Source organism: Mycolicibacterium sp. Y3 (assembly GCF_051188035.1).
GTDB lineage: Bacteria > Actinomycetota > Actinomycetes > Mycobacteriales > Mycobacteriaceae > Mycobacterium > Mycobacterium fluoranthenivorans.
The window spans coordinates 1028826-1043108 of record NZ_JAVQLT010000001.1 but is presented as its reverse complement, the minus strand read 5'-3'; the positions used below and the strand labels follow the sequence as shown (position 1 = coordinate 1043108).

The window sequence follows — 14283 nt, the reverse complement described above, 5'->3', positions numbered from 1 at the left end:
CCGAAGGAACTCCGCGGCTACCGCGATGTCGGCGTCCGTGATCGGACTCACGCCGGCTGTCATCGGTCCCCGCACACCGTTGACGTCACCGGCCGCACGTGCGGTGAGTCGTTGTCCCGCCACCATGCCTGCCCGGATTCCGGCAGACTGCCCACCGGGTCGTAGAACGGGTATACACGGCTCAGGGCACCGACATCCGCACCGTCCAAACCGGTGCGGTAGTTCTTGGTCCAGTAGGATATCCCCAGGTTGCGGTCGTAACGGACCGCCTGATGAACCCACCGTTTACCGACATACGGCACATCGCAGACGATTCGCGGTGTCGCGAAACCGGGCAGATAGCCCATGATCGACAACTGCAACTGCTGCGCTTGCCACAGCGGGGTCCGCCAGTGCTCGGCACTAGGCACCATGTCACACATGTAGAAGTAGTACGGCAGGATTGCCGCTTCGCCCTGCAGTGCGAAGCACAGGTCGAGCAGATCGTCCGCGGTGTCATTCACTCCGCGCATCAGCACGCCTTGGTTGCGCACATCTCGCAGCCCCGCGCCGAGCAGGGCCCGCGCCGCCGCGGCAACCAGCGGAGTCACCGACTGCACATGGTTGATATGGGTGTGCAGCGCAAGGTTGACGCCACGGGCGGCGGCCAGCTGAGCGATGCGCCCGACGCCGTCGACGACCTTCGGCTGAAGCCAATGCTGGGGCAGCGCGGCCAACGCCTTGCTCGCCAGCCGGATATCACGAATGGTGTCGATGTCGAGTAGCTGCGCGACAAACGATTCCAGCCGCGGCCAGGGCACATTGGCCACGTCACCGCCCGATACCACGACATCACGCACCGACGGTGTGGCTCGCAGATAGTCCAGCATTCGGCCCTGCCGTTCGGCCGGACTGAGCGTCAGCCTGGCCTTGCTGACCGTGGGTGTGGAGTTGCCGACCAGGTCCATCCGGGTGCAATGCCCGCAGTACTGCGGGCAGGTCGACAGCAGCTCGGCGAGCACCTTGGTCGGGTACCGGTGGGTCAGTCCCTCCACCACCCACATATCGCTTTCGTGCAACGAATCCCGTTCGGCGTAGGGGTGCGATTCCCACACCGGCTCACGGTCGCTGAGGACTGGCAGCATGTAACGCCGGACCGGATCGGTGTAGAAGGCCTCCGTCAACCAACGGCGCTCCGGCGCACAGTGCGCGGCCACGGTGTTGAGCATCTGCGGCGGCACCAACATCGACATGGTCGCCCGCTGTTGCTGATCGGCGGCCAGATCGGCGTAGAACCCATCGTCGAGCAGGTCGCCCACCACGGCGCGGAGCTGGCCGATGGTCTTGACCGAGTGCGCCCGCTGCCATTGCGGGTCGTGCCACTGCGCCTCGGTGACCAGTGCCCAGCCCGGGTAGCGCCGCCAGTCCGGCTCCGAAAGACTTCTGCGTACATAGGAATACGGCTGATCCACCGCCGCGGCGAATCCGGCCCGCTCGGGTTCGATGGCTTCGGTCAGTGACGTCATCGGGAGAGCACCTTCTCCGAAACGGGTGTCCGTTCGTCGCCGTGGATAAGCTCGGCCGCGACCCGCCGGCCCGATCTGATCGCACCCTCCATCAACCCGAAGAACTCCAGACTGGTTTCGGTGCCACACCAGTGCACGTAGCCGTGCGGATCGGTCAGCGTCGGCCCCAGGTTCAACCAGTCGCCCGGACCGAACAGGGCGGCATAGCACCCCCTGCTGTACTTCTCGGCAAGCCAGTCCGTCACGGTGCACTGCGTCGGCGCCGGCAACTGCGGGAAGATCCGGCCGATGTGCGCCAGGGCCGCATCCCGTTGTGCTGTCGCCGACAGCGCAGAGAATGCGGTTGCCGCCGCGCCGGTGACGAACCCGGTCAGCACACCGGCTGAGCCATCCGGCGGAGAGTCGTCGACCGTGGACAGCAACGGCCCGTTCGTACTCACCGACCATCCGGACAAGCCGAACTCACGCCACAGCGGGGCCGGATAGCCCAGTTGCACCTTGACCGCGCAACCGCGACCGGTGACCGCCGTCGCGCGCAGCGCACGCAGAGCGGGCCGGAACTCGATTCGCTGCGCCAACAGCGGTGGCACGGCGAGCACCACCCGGTCCGCTCGATACCGAGACCGCGCCCCGGATTCCGGATCACATTGCACCACCACGTCGCCGGCGCTCTGGTCGATCGCGCACACCGGCTGCCCCAACCGAACCCGTGCGCCGAGCCGTTCGGCGAGCGCCTGGCACAGCAGCTGCGCGCCGCCGTCGATCCGCCATTCCTGGGCCCCACCCTCGAAGGCGTTGAGATAGCGGATACCCCCGCCGGACCGCAGATAGAACGCCATGTGCAGGACGGAGATCGCAGCCGGATCGGCCGCCATCATCTCGCCGAGAAACAACGGGAAGAAGGTGCGCGCGTCCGGATGCCGGACCTCGTGGGCAAGCCAGCTCGCCGCAGACAGGCGGTCGAGCACGCCCGCGTCGGCACTCTGCCACGGCGCGTCCGGGCGGACGTCGGCCACGAGTTCGTCGAGCCGTTCGAACATCCCGCCGAGCGCGACCGCGTCAAGCGGGGGCATCCGACTGGCACTGGTGGTCCGGCGGCCCCCCAGCAGAAATGTGCTGTCCCCGGTCATCGTGGCGGGAACCAGTCTGAGCCCGTGCTCGCCTACCAGTGCCAGCAGCTCGGTGTGCCGTGCGCCCAGATATGCAGCTCCTCCGTCGGCCATGACACCACCGGGCATCGGGACGCCATGGATGCGACCACCCACCCGGTCCCTTGCCTCCAGCACGGTCACCTGTGCGCCCGCGGCCACCAGATCGAGAGCCGCCGTCAATCCCGCCAGGCCCGCACCGACCACCAGAATGCGCATGCCGGCCGCTGTGTTCATTGCGCCACCGCGATCACTTTGGTGAACAGCCCTTCCGCCGAGGGGCTTTCGCTGAAATCATCCCATGACAGCTCCACCCCGAAATCCCGCGCGATCGCGCTGAGCACCCGGGTGGCCAACAGTGAATCACCACCGAGTTCGAAGAAGTCGGAGTGCGGACCCACCTCGCGGGTGTTGAGCACCCTACGGAAGATCTCGACGATATGGCCTGCGTTCATCGCTCTGCTCCTTGACTTCGGTGATCCTCGGCGGCCCGCTGCGTTGCCGCTCGATCGACTTTTCCGCTCGTGGTGTACTTCATCGAGGTGACGAATGAGATTCTGCTGGGCACGAATTGGCTGGGCAGGCGCTGACGTAGGTAGTGCCTGAGCTCACCAGAGGTAGTCGGCGCGACCGCGACCACGTACGCCGCCAACGAGGTGCGGCCCAGTACCCGTTCACCGACGACGACCGCGCCTCCGACAGCGGGGTGCGTGATCAACTGCGTCTCGATCTCCGCCGGATGTACCCGCACACCAGAGACTTTCACCTGTTCGTCGATGCGGTTACGCGGATACAGCAGACCATTCTCCCCGCGGGCGACCAGATCCCCGGTGCGGAACCACCGTTGCGGTCCGCAGTCGTGATCGGCGAGCGGGAATGCCGCCGCGGTGAGTTCCGGTGACCCGAGGTATCCGTCTGCCAGGCTGGGGCCTGCCACCAGCAACTCACCTTCGTCGGTGACATGGTCGCGCACATGCGGCAGCCTGCGGCCGAGCGGCGCCTCGGCAGCCTCGGCCGCGACTTCCGGCTCGGTCGCGGGGCCGGCCAGCTGGACGGCATGGGTGATCATGGTCGTCTCGGTGCAACCGTAGGTGTTCAGCAGTGTGACGTGACCGATGCCGAGTTCGCGCCACTGCCGCAGCCGGGTCGGATCGACCCGCTCGCCGCCGATCACGACCAGCCGGACGCAGGCCGGTAACGTCGCGTGTTCTTCGTGTAGGAAGTACACCAGCTCGTGCCAGAATGCCGTCGGTAGGTCGAGCACGGTGATCCCGAGCTCGGCCAGCATGCGCACGAAAGCAGGGAATGAACCGGAGTGCGCAATATCGTCGAAAACCAGTGCCGCGCCGGATGTCAGCGCGGGCAATATCTCCTCCAGGCAGGTATCCCAGCCCAGCGAGGCGAATTGGAGCACACGGTCGTCAGGCGTGAGATCGAAGAGCCGGCGCAACGCCCGTACCGTGACCGACAGCGCGTTTCGTGATACGACGACCGGTTTCGGCACTCCGGTGGAGCCCGAGGTGCAGAGCACGTAGGCCGCGTCAGCCGGCCGCCAGATCGGCTGTGGCGATTCGGTCTCCGCTGCCACCGTCTTCCTGTCAAGGAATTTGACCCGCAGTTCCGCCGTTCCGCACATGCCGGGGACGGTGGCATACAGATGCTCGATACCGAGCACCGCAGCCAGACTCTGTATCCGGGCGTCCGGGAGGGCGGCAGCGATCGGGCTGTACGCTGCGCCGGCCTGCAATATCCCGATCAGGTGCTCCACCATCGCGGGCGTATGGGTGACCAGGGCGCCGACAGGACGGGACGAACTCCCCGCTCCGCCGGCGCGATAGCACTTTGCCGTCTCCCGAATGCGTTCTGCGAGCACCTGGTAGCTGATCGTTGTCCCGTTGTGCAAGATGGCAGTGCGTTCCGGCCAGTCACGGGCCGCGGCGGCGAAGTCGTCGACCACGTCGCGCCACGTGGTCGACGAGCCTGTCACGGTGGCTGTTCCGATCGAATTCATGGCACGGCTCCCGATTCACTCGACCGTTACGGATTTGGCGAGATTTCGCGGCTTGTCCACGTCGTGCCCCAAGGTCAGCGCCATCGTGCGGGCCAGTATCTGTAGCGGTACCGTCGCCGCGATCGGGCCCCACGGCGCGGCGGGATCATCGATGACCGGTATGGCACCACCGACGCAGCCAACCGTGATGACATGACCACCGCGGGCGCGTACCTCGGCGACGTTACCTGCGAGCTTCGGGTCGCCGTTGTCGATGACGACCACGGGCGTGCCCACACCGACCAGAGCGAGCGGTCCGTGCTTGAGCTCACCGGCCGGATAGTGCTCGGCCCACCTGTAGGTGAGTTCCTTGAGTTTGAGCGCACCTTCGGCCGCGTAGGGCAGCCCCAGGCCCCGTCCGATGAAGATGAATCCGGCTTCGGCTGCGAACTGGTCGACGAGCGGCGGGATGACGCATTTGGCGACCGCACCAGCGGCGGCCAGCCGGTCCGGCACGCGACGGAGATCGTCGACGAGCGCCGCAGCCGACCGGGCCGACACCCGATTCATGCTTACCAGAGCCGAGATCATCAGCGCAGAGGCGGAGATGACCTGGCAGATGAAAGTCTTGGTGGCGGCCACCCCGATCTCGGGTCCGGCCGAGCTTCCGACGACGGCGTCCGCCAGCCGGGCCAGCGTGGACTGCGGATTGTTGGTGAGTGCGAGCACGGGCGAGATACCGACCGCGCAAGTCTGCACGCCCCGCAACACATCAGCCGTCTCGCCGGACTGACTCATGGCCACAACCAGCTGCGCCGTATCCGGAACATCATGTGCCGCTTCGCTTCCGGTGACAGTGGTCGTCGGAACCCCGCCGATCCGGCGTGCCAGGTTGGCGAGCACATTCCCGGCGTTCAGGGACGTCCCGCAGCCGATCACCCTTAGCCGCTCGAACGGTGGCAGGTTCAGCTGCTCCCAGAGCGCTCCGTTGGCGATGCCGTCCGCAAGTTCGTCGAGCACCCGGGCTGCCGCCTCGGGTTGTTCGTCGATCTCCTTGGCCATGTAGTCGGTGTAACCGTTCAACTCGACATCCCGGCCGCGCCAAGGGCAGCGGGTGGATGCGGGCGGCGGTATGACGATCCCACCGCGACGCCAACTGTCGGGGCGTGCGAGTTCGACGATATCGCCGTCACCGAGCACCCGGTATTCGTCGACCCAATCCGCGATCGCCGCAATATCGCTCGCGGCGAAGTCACCTTCTGCCGTGTGTCCGACCACCAGTGGGGAACCCTTGGCGGCGACGATGATTCGGCCGCTGCCCTGCTCCAACACCGCAAGTGCCCACGAGCCGTGCACGCGAGCCAGTGCGTTCTGTAGCGCCTGGACCAGATCAGTGCCGTGCCGCCGCTCGTCCTCGATCAAATGGCACAGAACTTCGCTGTCCACCGTGGTGACGAAGGTGTGTCCGGCACCCACCAGTTCAGCTCGCAGGCTTGCCGCGTTCTCCACGATCCCGTTGTGCACCAAGCTGATCTGTCCGGCGCAGTCGACATGCGGGTGGGCATTGCCTTCGGTCACCGCGCCATGGGTCGCCCACCGCGTATGGCCGATCCCGGCCCCGTCGAACCGGGGGCCCGCCCAATCGTCGAGCAGAGCGTCCAGGGCTCCGATGCGGCCGGTCGTTCGAAGTCGGGCGATATCGCCACCGGTCGTCCGCAGCGCCATGCCGACCGAGTCGTATCCCCGGTACTCGAGCCGGCGCAGCCCCACCCGAAGATATTCGACGGCAGAGCCTTCCGTCCGGCATGCGATGATGCCGCACATCATCGGACCCCGCGGTCGGAGTCTGCGCACCTCTGATCGAGTGCCACCAGCGACCATTCGGCGGCCTCCTGAGTTAATCCCCCAAACACCACTTCACTATCAGGTGCCGAAAGGCGTTGGTACATGGACCATCAGAGCGAATTCCAGATTGAATCGGGGACTAGATCCCGGATTGGTACCCGGGGGGATCCTCGGGCTTCAGGAGGGTGCGGGCGACCACCGCGGCCTGCGCCCGGGTACTCACGCCGAGCTTGGTCAACAAGCTGTGCACGTGATTTTTGACGGTGTGGATGGCAATGCAGAGTTCTTCGGCAATCTGCCGATTCGCAAGACCCAGTTCCAGCATCCGCAAGATCTGGATCTCGCGAGCCGTCAGGACTAGTTCCTTGGAGGCCGGCGGTCGCTGCGAGGCCAGCGCAGACAGCCGCCGGAGGAGGATGGCCGAGACCCTCGGCGAACAAAGTGATTCTCCCGCAGCAACTTTGCGGATCAAATCGATGAGATCGTCGAGCGATTCGGTTCGGAGGTGGTAACCCGCCACACCCGCCTCGGCGCAGGCGACGATCTCCGATTCGTCATCCTCCGAGACCCCCAGCACCACCACGCGCAGATGCGGACCCAAGGCCAGCGCATGACGCAACAGCGTCGCGCTGTCTCGCGACGCCATGTTCAGCAGAATCACCCGCGGCAGTGTCGAGTCGAATGCGGCGACCAGCGACGGCAGATCCCAGGCCACTCCCGGCGCCACCGCACCATGTGCGGCAAGGACGCCGTACAGATAGTCGCGGTACAGGGTGCAGTCGTCAACGATCAACACCCGCACGTCATGAAGCAACGTCAGCCCGTCGGCGAGCTCCTGGCGGGTCTCTGCCCACCGGCCGTTCGGCGCCAGATCCCACCCGAGCGGTTCGTCACGACGGACCGGAAATGATCTCGGGTTAGCTGATCGACGGCCGTTTCCCGACGAATGACCTCGCGACGCCTCGGCGAGATCGTCAGCGGCGTCGCCTGGTGCAATCGCTACATGTGGTGCCCCAACGGTCAGATCACCAGTGCTTGAGTCCATTTCACTGGCCTCACTGGCTCGGCCTGTCATGCGCCGGACAGGACGTCCGACTCGGCGCGGCATGCTGCCTGGTCAATACGACCACTCGTGATATTCGATGGACTGCTACCAATGGTCCCACCCCCGTGACCCTTCACTGCATACAGGCCTCACACCTGCGATGGCCAGATTGTAGGCATTTGCCACAATTACGGTCAACGTGCACGTAAATAACGACCGGGCAAGCCTTGCGAGTGCAAACAGTCTCGCCGAGCCAACCGCCATGACGCAAGTCACCGCGTAGCACATCCACCCAGCTAAGTACAGGTTCTCGTCGGATGCTGCCACCAGGGAGTGGCAGAATGCCTGGTCATAGTTTCGCCAAGCCATACGACTGGCCAAATGAGACGTGAGCCGGTGCCCATTGCGTACCCGAAGAGGGGCCAGATCATCCATCGAACGAAATACTGGCCTTCTAAAGAAGCACAGCCAGACGCCAGACCAGCAATTCGGCCAGATACTCTCTAGCTAGACTATTAAGTTTGCTATAAATACTTCGAGATCCCCCCGGCAGCGCCGGCACCCCGATGCCCTCAGCCCAGGATCAGACCCGATGTGGGCACACCGGTACCGGCAGTGACGAGAACATGCTCGACGTTGTCGACCTGATTGACCGACGTCCCACGCAGCTGACGCACGCCCTCGGCGATCCCGTTCATCCCGTGGATATAGGCCTCACCGAGCTGACCGCCGTGGGTGTTGATCGGCAGTCGTCCGCCGAGTTCGATGGCCCCTCCGGCGATGAAATCCTTGGCCTCACCCTTACCGCAGAAGCCCAGCTCCTCGAGCTGGATCAGCGTGTACGGGGTGAAGTGGTCATACAGGATCGCCGTCTGGATATCGGTCGGCGCCAGTCCGCTCTGCTCCCACAGTTGCCGGCCCACCAGACCCATCTCAGGCAGCCCGAGCTCATCGCGGTAATAGGAGTACATGGTGAACTGATCGGCACCCGCGCCCTGAGCGGCGGCCTCGATGATCGCGGGCCGATGCCTGAGGTCCTTGGCCCGCTCGGGGGTGGTCACGACGATGGCCACGCCGCCGTCGGTTTCCTGGCAGCAATCAAGCAAACGCAGTGGTTCGGCGATCCACCGCGAGTTCTGGTGGTCCTCGATGGTGATCGGCTTGCCGTAGAAGTGCGCCTTGGGGTTGTTGGCCGCATGTTTGCGGTCCGCTACCGACACGACACCGAAATCCGCACTGGTAGCGCCGTATTCGTGCATGTATCGCTGGGCGATCATCGCGACCGAGGCAGCCGGTGTGCTCAACCCGTGCGGATAGGACCAGCTGTACTCCACACCGCGGGAGTCGGCATTGATCGTCAGGCCGGTCATCACCTGGCCGAAGCGGAACTCCGAGCGCTCGTTGAAGGCCCGATACGCCACCACGACTTCCGCGACCCCCGTAGCGACCGCGAGGGCCGCCTGCTGCACGGTCGCCGCGGCGGCGCCGCCTCCGTAGCCGATCTGACTGAAGAACTTCAGGTCACCGATTCCGGTCGACCGCGCGACGGCCGTCTCCAGGTTCGAGTCCATGGTGAAGGTCACGAGCCCGTCGACATCTGACGGTTCGAGGCCGGCGTCGGCCAAGGCGTCGAGGACCGCCTCGGCGGCCAGTCGCAGCTCGCTGCGGCCGGAGTTCTTGGAGAAGTCGGTGGCGCCGATACCGGCGATCGCCGCCTTTCCGGACAACCCAGCCTTGCTCGACAGCGTCACTTGTCCCCCAATGTCAGCGTGGACGTGGCGATGACATGGTCGCCAAGGCTGTTGCTACCCACTACTTTCAGCGTCACCCGGTCACCCTCGACCGCGGTCACCTCACCACGGAAGGTGATGGTGTCATAGGCATACCAGGGCACACCGAGGCGCAGCTTGATCGACGTGACGATCGCGTTCGGACCGGCCCAGTCGGTGACATAGCGACCCACCAGACCGGTGTCGGTCAGGATGTTGACGAAGATGTCCTTGGACCCCTTGGCCTGCGCCTTGTCCCGGTCGTGGTGTACGTCCTGGTAATCGCGGGTCGCGATGGCGGTCGACACGATGAACGTCGGGTCGCCATAGATCTGCAGTTCGGGCAGCTTGGTCCCGACCTCGGCCGTCACGCTCATGCTTGCGGCTCCCATGCATACAGCGACCAGGCCGGGCTGACTTCACTGTCCGGGAAGTCGAGATACGTGGCACGCACCGGCAATCCGATCTTCACCTGCTCGGGTTCGATTCCGCGCAGCTCGCCGAGCATGCGGACGCCCTCCTCGAGCTCGACCAGGGCGATGACGAACGGCAAGCTCCGGCCCGGCACCTTCGGCGCATGGTGCACGACGTAGCTGAACACCGATCCCTTACCGGACGCGACGACATAATCCGTGGGCGCGTCCTTGTCGGCCCACACCGCCGGCACCGGCGGATGCTGCAGCGTGCCGTCCGGACGGCGCTGGATGCGTAACTCGTGCGCGTTGACACCGTCCCAGAAGAACTTGGTGTCACGCGACGAGGACGGCCGCATCAGCTTGTCCGGATCGAGATCCTGCGGAATGGCGGTAGTTTCGCCTGAATCCTCCTGGCCAGGCGTCGCTCTCGGTAGGAACTTCATGATGCGCCAGTCCATATCGGCGACTTCCTCGTCAGCCCCGTCTTCCCGAGCAACGTGCCAGCGGATCTTCTGATTGATGAAGTAGCCCTCACCCAGCGCGGTCTGCTTGGGCCCGATGATGCTGACGATCTCGGCGCTCATGGCCACCTGTTCACCCGGCTTCAGGTAGCGGTGATAGGTCTGGTCGCAGTTGGTGGCGACCACACCGACGTATCCGGCATCGTCGAACAGTTTCATGGCCCGCGCCAGCGGATCGTCCTCCGAGCGCGCACGTCCCAGCCCCATCATGGTCCATACCTGGATCATGGCGGGCGGCGCGACGATGCCGTCGTGCCCGGCCGCCCGGGCCGCGGCCTCGTCGACGTAGATCGGGTTGGTGTCGCCGATCGCGTCGGTCCAGTGGTGAATCATGGGCTGGTTCACCGGATCCCGGCCGACCGTCGGCTCACCGCGTCCCGACGCGATGATGGCGTCGATACCGGCCTGCAGATCGCTCGTGCCGGTCACCGGGGAACCCTCGGCACCTTCAACCCGGACGCGGCGATCATCTCGCGCATCACCTCGTTGACCCCGCCGCCGAAGGTGATGACCAGGTTTCGCTTGGTCATCTTGTCCAGCCAGTCCTGCAGATGGGCGGTGTCAGGATCGGCCGGGTTGCCGAATCGGCCGACGATCTCCTCGGCCAGCCTGCCCACCTCTTGAATGCGTTCGGTGGAGAAGACTTTCGTCGCGGCGGCATCGGCGACGGCGATGGTCTCGCCGGATGCGGCGACCTGCCAGTTCAGCAGCTCGTTGATCCGCCAGATGGCCTTGATCTGACCGAGCAGGTGCTTCGCGTCATCGTGTTCGATCGGGGCCACACCGTCGGCGGCCGGCTTCTCGGCCCATGCCCGCACGTGTTCGTAGATCCCGGCGACCCGACCGGCCGGACCGAGACCGACCCGCTCGTGGTTGAGCTGGGTGGTGATCAGTTTCCAGCCGCCGTGCTCCTCACCGACCAGCATGTCGGCGGGTACCCGGACGTCGTTGTAGTAGGAGGCGTTGGTGTGATGTGCGCCGTCGGACAAGATGATCGGGGTCCACGAATACCCCGGATCCTTGGTGTCGACGATGAGGATCGAGATGCCCTTGTGTTTGGCGGCTTCGGGATCGGTGCGGCAGGCCAGCCAGATGTAGTCGGCGTCGTGTGCGCCCGTCGTCCACATCTTCTGGCCGTTGACGATGTATTCGTCACCGTGACGCACCGCGGTGGTGCGCAGCGACGCCAGGTCGGTACCGGCATCCGGTTCTGAGTAACCGATCGCGAAATGTATGTCACCGGAGAGGATTCCCGGCAGGAACTTCTTCTTCTGTTCCTCGGTGCCCAGCACCTGCAGGGTCGGGCCGACGGTCTGCAGCGTCACCATCGGCAGCGGGATGTCGGCGCGGTTCGCCTCGTTGATGAAGATCTGCTGCTCGATCGGGCCGAAGCCCAGGCCGCCGTACTCCTTGGGCCAGCCGACGCCGAGCTTGCCGTCCGTGCCCATCCGCTTGATCACCGCGCGGTAGGCCTCGTTGTGCCGGTCGCTCTCCATCGCCTGTGCTTCTTCGGGCGTCACGAGAGTCGAAAAGTATTCTCGCAGTTCGGATTGCAGCTTGCGCTGCTCCGGGGTCAGATCGATGTACATACTCAATTTCCCGTCGCCTCGCTCGTCCGGCCCCGTTTCCCGTCGCTTCGCTCGCCCATTCAGGCTCCCACCAGATCCAGGCGATACGTCGGACCCCCGAGCAGCCGGGTGACGTCCTTGATCGACGAGTAGTACCGATCCATCGGATAGGTGATGTCCATACCCATACCGCCGTGCAGATGATGGCTCAGACGCATGGCGGGCGGGGCCTGCGAGGTCAGCCAGTAGCCCAGGATGGCCAGATCTTCGGCGGCGTCCAGATCCTCCGCGAGCCGCCAGACCGCCGACGTGGACAGCAGATCGATGGTGCGGGAGGCGATATAGATCTCGGACAGCTGTGCAGCAACGGTCTGGAAGGTGGAGAGCGGTCGGCCGAACTGCTCGCGGGTGGCCACGTAGTCGGCGGTCAACCGCAGCGCGCCAGCGACCAGACCAGCCGCGAACGCACCCGTCGTCGCCAGCGCCAGCTGGTTGACCCGTGCCACGGTGGCGCCGTGGAGGACGTCGGCCGCCGGCACGTCCACGTCGGTGAACGTCACGACATACTCGTCGGACGCGTTGGAGGTCGGCGTCTTGGTGAGCTCCACACCCGCCGCCGTCGGCGCGATGACGACCACCGCGCTGTCGGCGGTGACGAGCAGCCACTGTGCCGACTCGGCATACGGCACACCGATTTTGGTGCCATTGAGCTTCCCGTCGGCAAACCTGGTGGCGGGCCGCTCCGGCAGTGACACGCCCTGCTCGTTCAGCGCCGCCGACAACACCGACCCCTTGGCCACGCCGGCCAGGTAGCGGTCCTGCTGCTCAGCCGAGGCGAGGTCGAGCAGGGGCACCAGCCCGAGACCGAGGGTCGCCAACGCGGGGCTGATGGTGCCGTGCCGCCCGATCTCGGTCAGCGCGGTGGCCACCTCGAGCAGCCCGAGACCGTCACCACCGAGCCGCTCCGGCGTGGCCAGCGCCGTCACGCCACCGGAAACCAGTGCATCCCAACTATTGTCCCGATCGAGCACAGAGGTCACCACATCGGCGACAGCCTGCTGTTCCGGGTTTGGACTGAAATCCACCCGACTCCTCCTTGAGCCTATGCGGCCAGTGACAGACTGGTCACTTACCGGTGTAGTCGACCTGCCAATGCTTAATACCATTGAGCCAGCCGGACTTCAGCCGCTCGGGCTCGCCGATCGGCTTCAGGTCAGGCATATGGTCGGCGACCGCGTTGAAGATCAGGTTGATGGTCATCCGAGCCAGGTTGGCGCCGATGCAGTAGTGGGCGCCGGTGCCGCCGAACCCGACGTGCGGATTCGGGTCCCGAAGGATATTGAAGTCGTGCGGAGCGTCAAAAACCTCGTCGTCGAAGTTGGCCGAGCGGTAGGACATCACCACCCGTTCGCCCTTCTTGATCGCCACGCCGCCCAGTTCGGTGTCCTCGAGCGCGGTGCGCTGGAAGGCCGACACCGGGGTGGCCCAGCGGACGATCTCGTCGGCAGCGGTGCCGGGGCGCTCCTTCTTGTACAGCTCCCACTGCTCGGGGTGCTGCGAGAAGGCGATCATGCCGTGGGTGATGGAGTTTCGGGTGGTCTCGTTGCCCGCGACCGCGAGCATGACGACGAAGAAGCCGAACTCGTCGTCGGAGAGTTTCTCACCCTCGATATCGGCCTCGATGAGCTTGGTGACGATGTCCTCGGTCGGGTTCTTGGACCGTTCCTCGGCCATCTTCATGGCGTAGGTGATGAGTTCGAACGAGGACATCGCCGGGTCGACATCGGCGTACTCGGGATCCTCGCCGGCGGTCATCTCGTTGGACCAGCGGAACAGTTTGTCGCGATCCTCCTGTGGCACACCGAGCAGACCTGCGATGGCCTGCAGCGGAAGTTCACACGACACCTGCTCGACGAAGTCGCCGGAGCCCTCGGCGGCCGCGGTCTGCGCGATCTTCTGGGCCCGCTCGGCGAGTTCGGCCTCCAAGCGGCCGATCGCGCGCGGGGTGAATCCGCGGGAGACGATCTTGCGCAGCCGGGTGTGCTGCGGGGCATCCATATTCAGCAGCACGGCCTTCTGCAGATCGACCGCCTCGCGGGTCATCTCCTGTGGCCACACCGGGATGGCACCGTCGGGCGAGCTGCCGAAGATGTCGTTGCGCTTGGACACCTCTTTGACGTCGGCATGCTTGGTGACGAGCCAGTAGCCCTTGTCACCGAATCCGCCGGTGCCACCGGGCACGTCCACCCAGTGGACGGGCTCGGATTTTCGAAGTTCCGCCAGCTCTTCCACGGGGAGGCGCTCCAGGTTGAGTGCCGCGTCGAGGAGATCGAAGTCGCTCGGAATGATGGATGGCATAGCTTTGCGCTCCTAAGAATGCAACGTGTTCTAGTGTCAGTAAAACATGCCTCCACCGCAGATAAAAGGCACGGGGGCATCGCGGCTTGTCAGACTAATGGAACGTGTTCTAGCCTGG

At 65.1% G+C, this 14283-nt stretch carries 12 protein-coding genes; all 12 read right to left on the bottom strand.

The annotated features are described in order from the left end of the window. Nucleotides 1-59 precede the first annotated feature (59 nt). Nucleotides 60-1505, bottom strand: coding sequence for a KamA family radical SAM protein (locus tag QN239_RS05100; protein WP_499008443.1), 1446 nt, complete (start codon nucleotides 1503-1505; stop codon nucleotides 60-62). Next, nucleotides 1502-2890 (bottom strand): flavin monoamine oxidase family protein, encoded by a 1389-nt coding sequence (locus QN239_RS05095; protein ID WP_499008442.1) that lies wholly within the window; start codon nucleotides 2888-2890, stop codon nucleotides 1502-1504. Before QN239_RS05095 ends, QN239_RS05100 begins: the two co-directional genes overlap by 4 nt. Continuing rightward, on the bottom strand, nucleotides 2887-3108 hold the full coding sequence (locus QN239_RS05090) for an acyl carrier protein (protein ID WP_499008441.1): 222 nt from the start codon (nucleotides 3106-3108) through the stop codon (nucleotides 2887-2889). Before QN239_RS05090 ends, QN239_RS05095 begins: the two co-directional genes overlap by 4 nt. After that, on the bottom strand, nucleotides 3105-4664 hold the full coding sequence (locus tag QN239_RS05085; RefSeq protein WP_499008440.1) for an AMP-binding protein: 1560 nt from the start codon (nucleotides 4662-4664) through the stop codon (nucleotides 3105-3107). Before QN239_RS05085 ends, QN239_RS05090 begins: the two co-directional genes overlap by 4 nt. A 15-nt stretch (nucleotides 4665-4679) precedes the next feature. Continuing rightward, nucleotides 4680-6467, bottom strand: a complete 1788-nt coding sequence (glmS, locus tag QN239_RS05080) for a glutamine--fructose-6-phosphate transaminase (isomerizing) (RefSeq protein WP_499008439.1) — start codon at nucleotides 6465-6467, stop codon at nucleotides 4680-4682. 160 nt (nucleotides 6468-6627) lie between these two features. Then, nucleotides 6628-7533 carry a LuxR C-terminal-related transcriptional regulator gene (locus QN239_RS05075; protein WP_499008438.1) on the bottom strand — a complete coding sequence of 302 codons (906 nt, stop codon included), beginning with the start codon at nucleotides 7531-7533 and terminating at the stop codon, nucleotides 6628-6630. Nucleotides 7534-8105: 572 nt separating this feature from the next. After that, entirely contained in the window at nucleotides 8106-9278 is a 1173-nt protein-coding gene (ltp2, locus tag QN239_RS05070) for a 17-hydroxy-3-oxo-4-pregnene-20-carboxyl-CoA lyase (protein ID WP_187099548.1), read from the bottom strand. Between the two features lie 2 nt (nucleotides 9279-9280). Further along, complete coding sequence (locus tag QN239_RS05065; protein WP_090354257.1) at nucleotides 9281-9694, bottom strand: MaoC family dehydratase; 414 nt, start codon at nucleotides 9692-9694, stop codon at nucleotides 9281-9283. Further along, complete coding sequence (locus QN239_RS05060) at nucleotides 9676-10668, bottom strand: bifunctional MaoC family dehydratase N-terminal/OB-fold nucleic acid binding domain-containing protein (protein WP_499008437.1); 993 nt, start codon at nucleotides 10666-10668, stop codon at nucleotides 9676-9678. The genes QN239_RS05065 and QN239_RS05060 overlap by 19 nt, the downstream gene beginning before the upstream one ends. Next, entirely contained in the window at nucleotides 10665-11828 is a 1164-nt protein-coding gene (fadE29, locus tag QN239_RS05055; protein ID WP_499008436.1) for an acyl-CoA dehydrogenase FadE29, read from the bottom strand. Before fadE29 ends, QN239_RS05060 begins: the two co-directional genes overlap by 4 nt. Nucleotides 11829-11887: 59 nt before the next feature. Continuing rightward, nucleotides 11888-12892, bottom strand: coding sequence for an acyl-CoA dehydrogenase family protein (locus tag QN239_RS05050; RefSeq protein ID WP_499008435.1), 1005 nt, complete (start codon nucleotides 12890-12892; stop codon nucleotides 11888-11890). 40 nt (nucleotides 12893-12932) lie between these two features. Continuing rightward, complete coding sequence (locus QN239_RS05045) at nucleotides 12933-14165, bottom strand: cytochrome P450 (RefSeq protein ID WP_090354251.1); 1233 nt, start codon at nucleotides 14163-14165, stop codon at nucleotides 12933-12935. Between the last annotated feature and the right edge of the window lie 118 nt (nucleotides 14166-14283).

Bases quoted from the DNA above. Each gene is read 5' to 3' on its own strand.
- QN239_RS05100 (WP_499008443.1), bottom strand. From the start codon at position 1,505: ATGACGTCACTGACCGAAGCCATCGAACCCGAGCGGGCCGGATTCGCC.
- QN239_RS05095 (WP_499008442.1), bottom strand. From the start codon at position 2,890: ATGAACACAGCGGCCGGCATGCGCATTCTGGTGGTCGGTGCGGGCCTG.
- QN239_RS05090 (WP_499008441.1), bottom strand. From the start codon at position 3,108: ATGAACGCAGGCCATATCGTCGAGATCTTCCGTAGGGTGCTCAACACC.
- QN239_RS05085 (WP_499008440.1), bottom strand. From the start codon at position 4,664: ATGAATTCGATCGGAACAGCCACCGTGACAGGCTCGTCGACCACGTGG.
- glmS (WP_499008439.1), bottom strand. From the start codon at position 6,467: ATGTGCGGCATCATCGCATGCCGGACGGAAGGCTCTGCCGTCGAATAT.
- QN239_RS05075 (WP_499008438.1), bottom strand. From the start codon at position 7,533: ATGGACTCAAGCACTGGTGATCTGACCGTTGGGGCACCACATGTAGCG.
- QN239_RS05065 (WP_090354257.1), bottom strand. From the start codon at position 9,694: ATGGGAGCCGCAAGCATGAGCGTGACGGCCGAGGTCGGGACCAAGCTG.
- fadE29 (WP_499008436.1), bottom strand. From the start codon at position 11,828: ATGTACATCGATCTGACCCCGGAGCAGCGCAAGCTGCAATCCGAACTG.
- QN239_RS05045 (WP_090354251.1), bottom strand. From the start codon at position 14,165: ATGCCATCCATCATTCCGAGCGACTTCGATCTCCTCGACGCGGCACTC.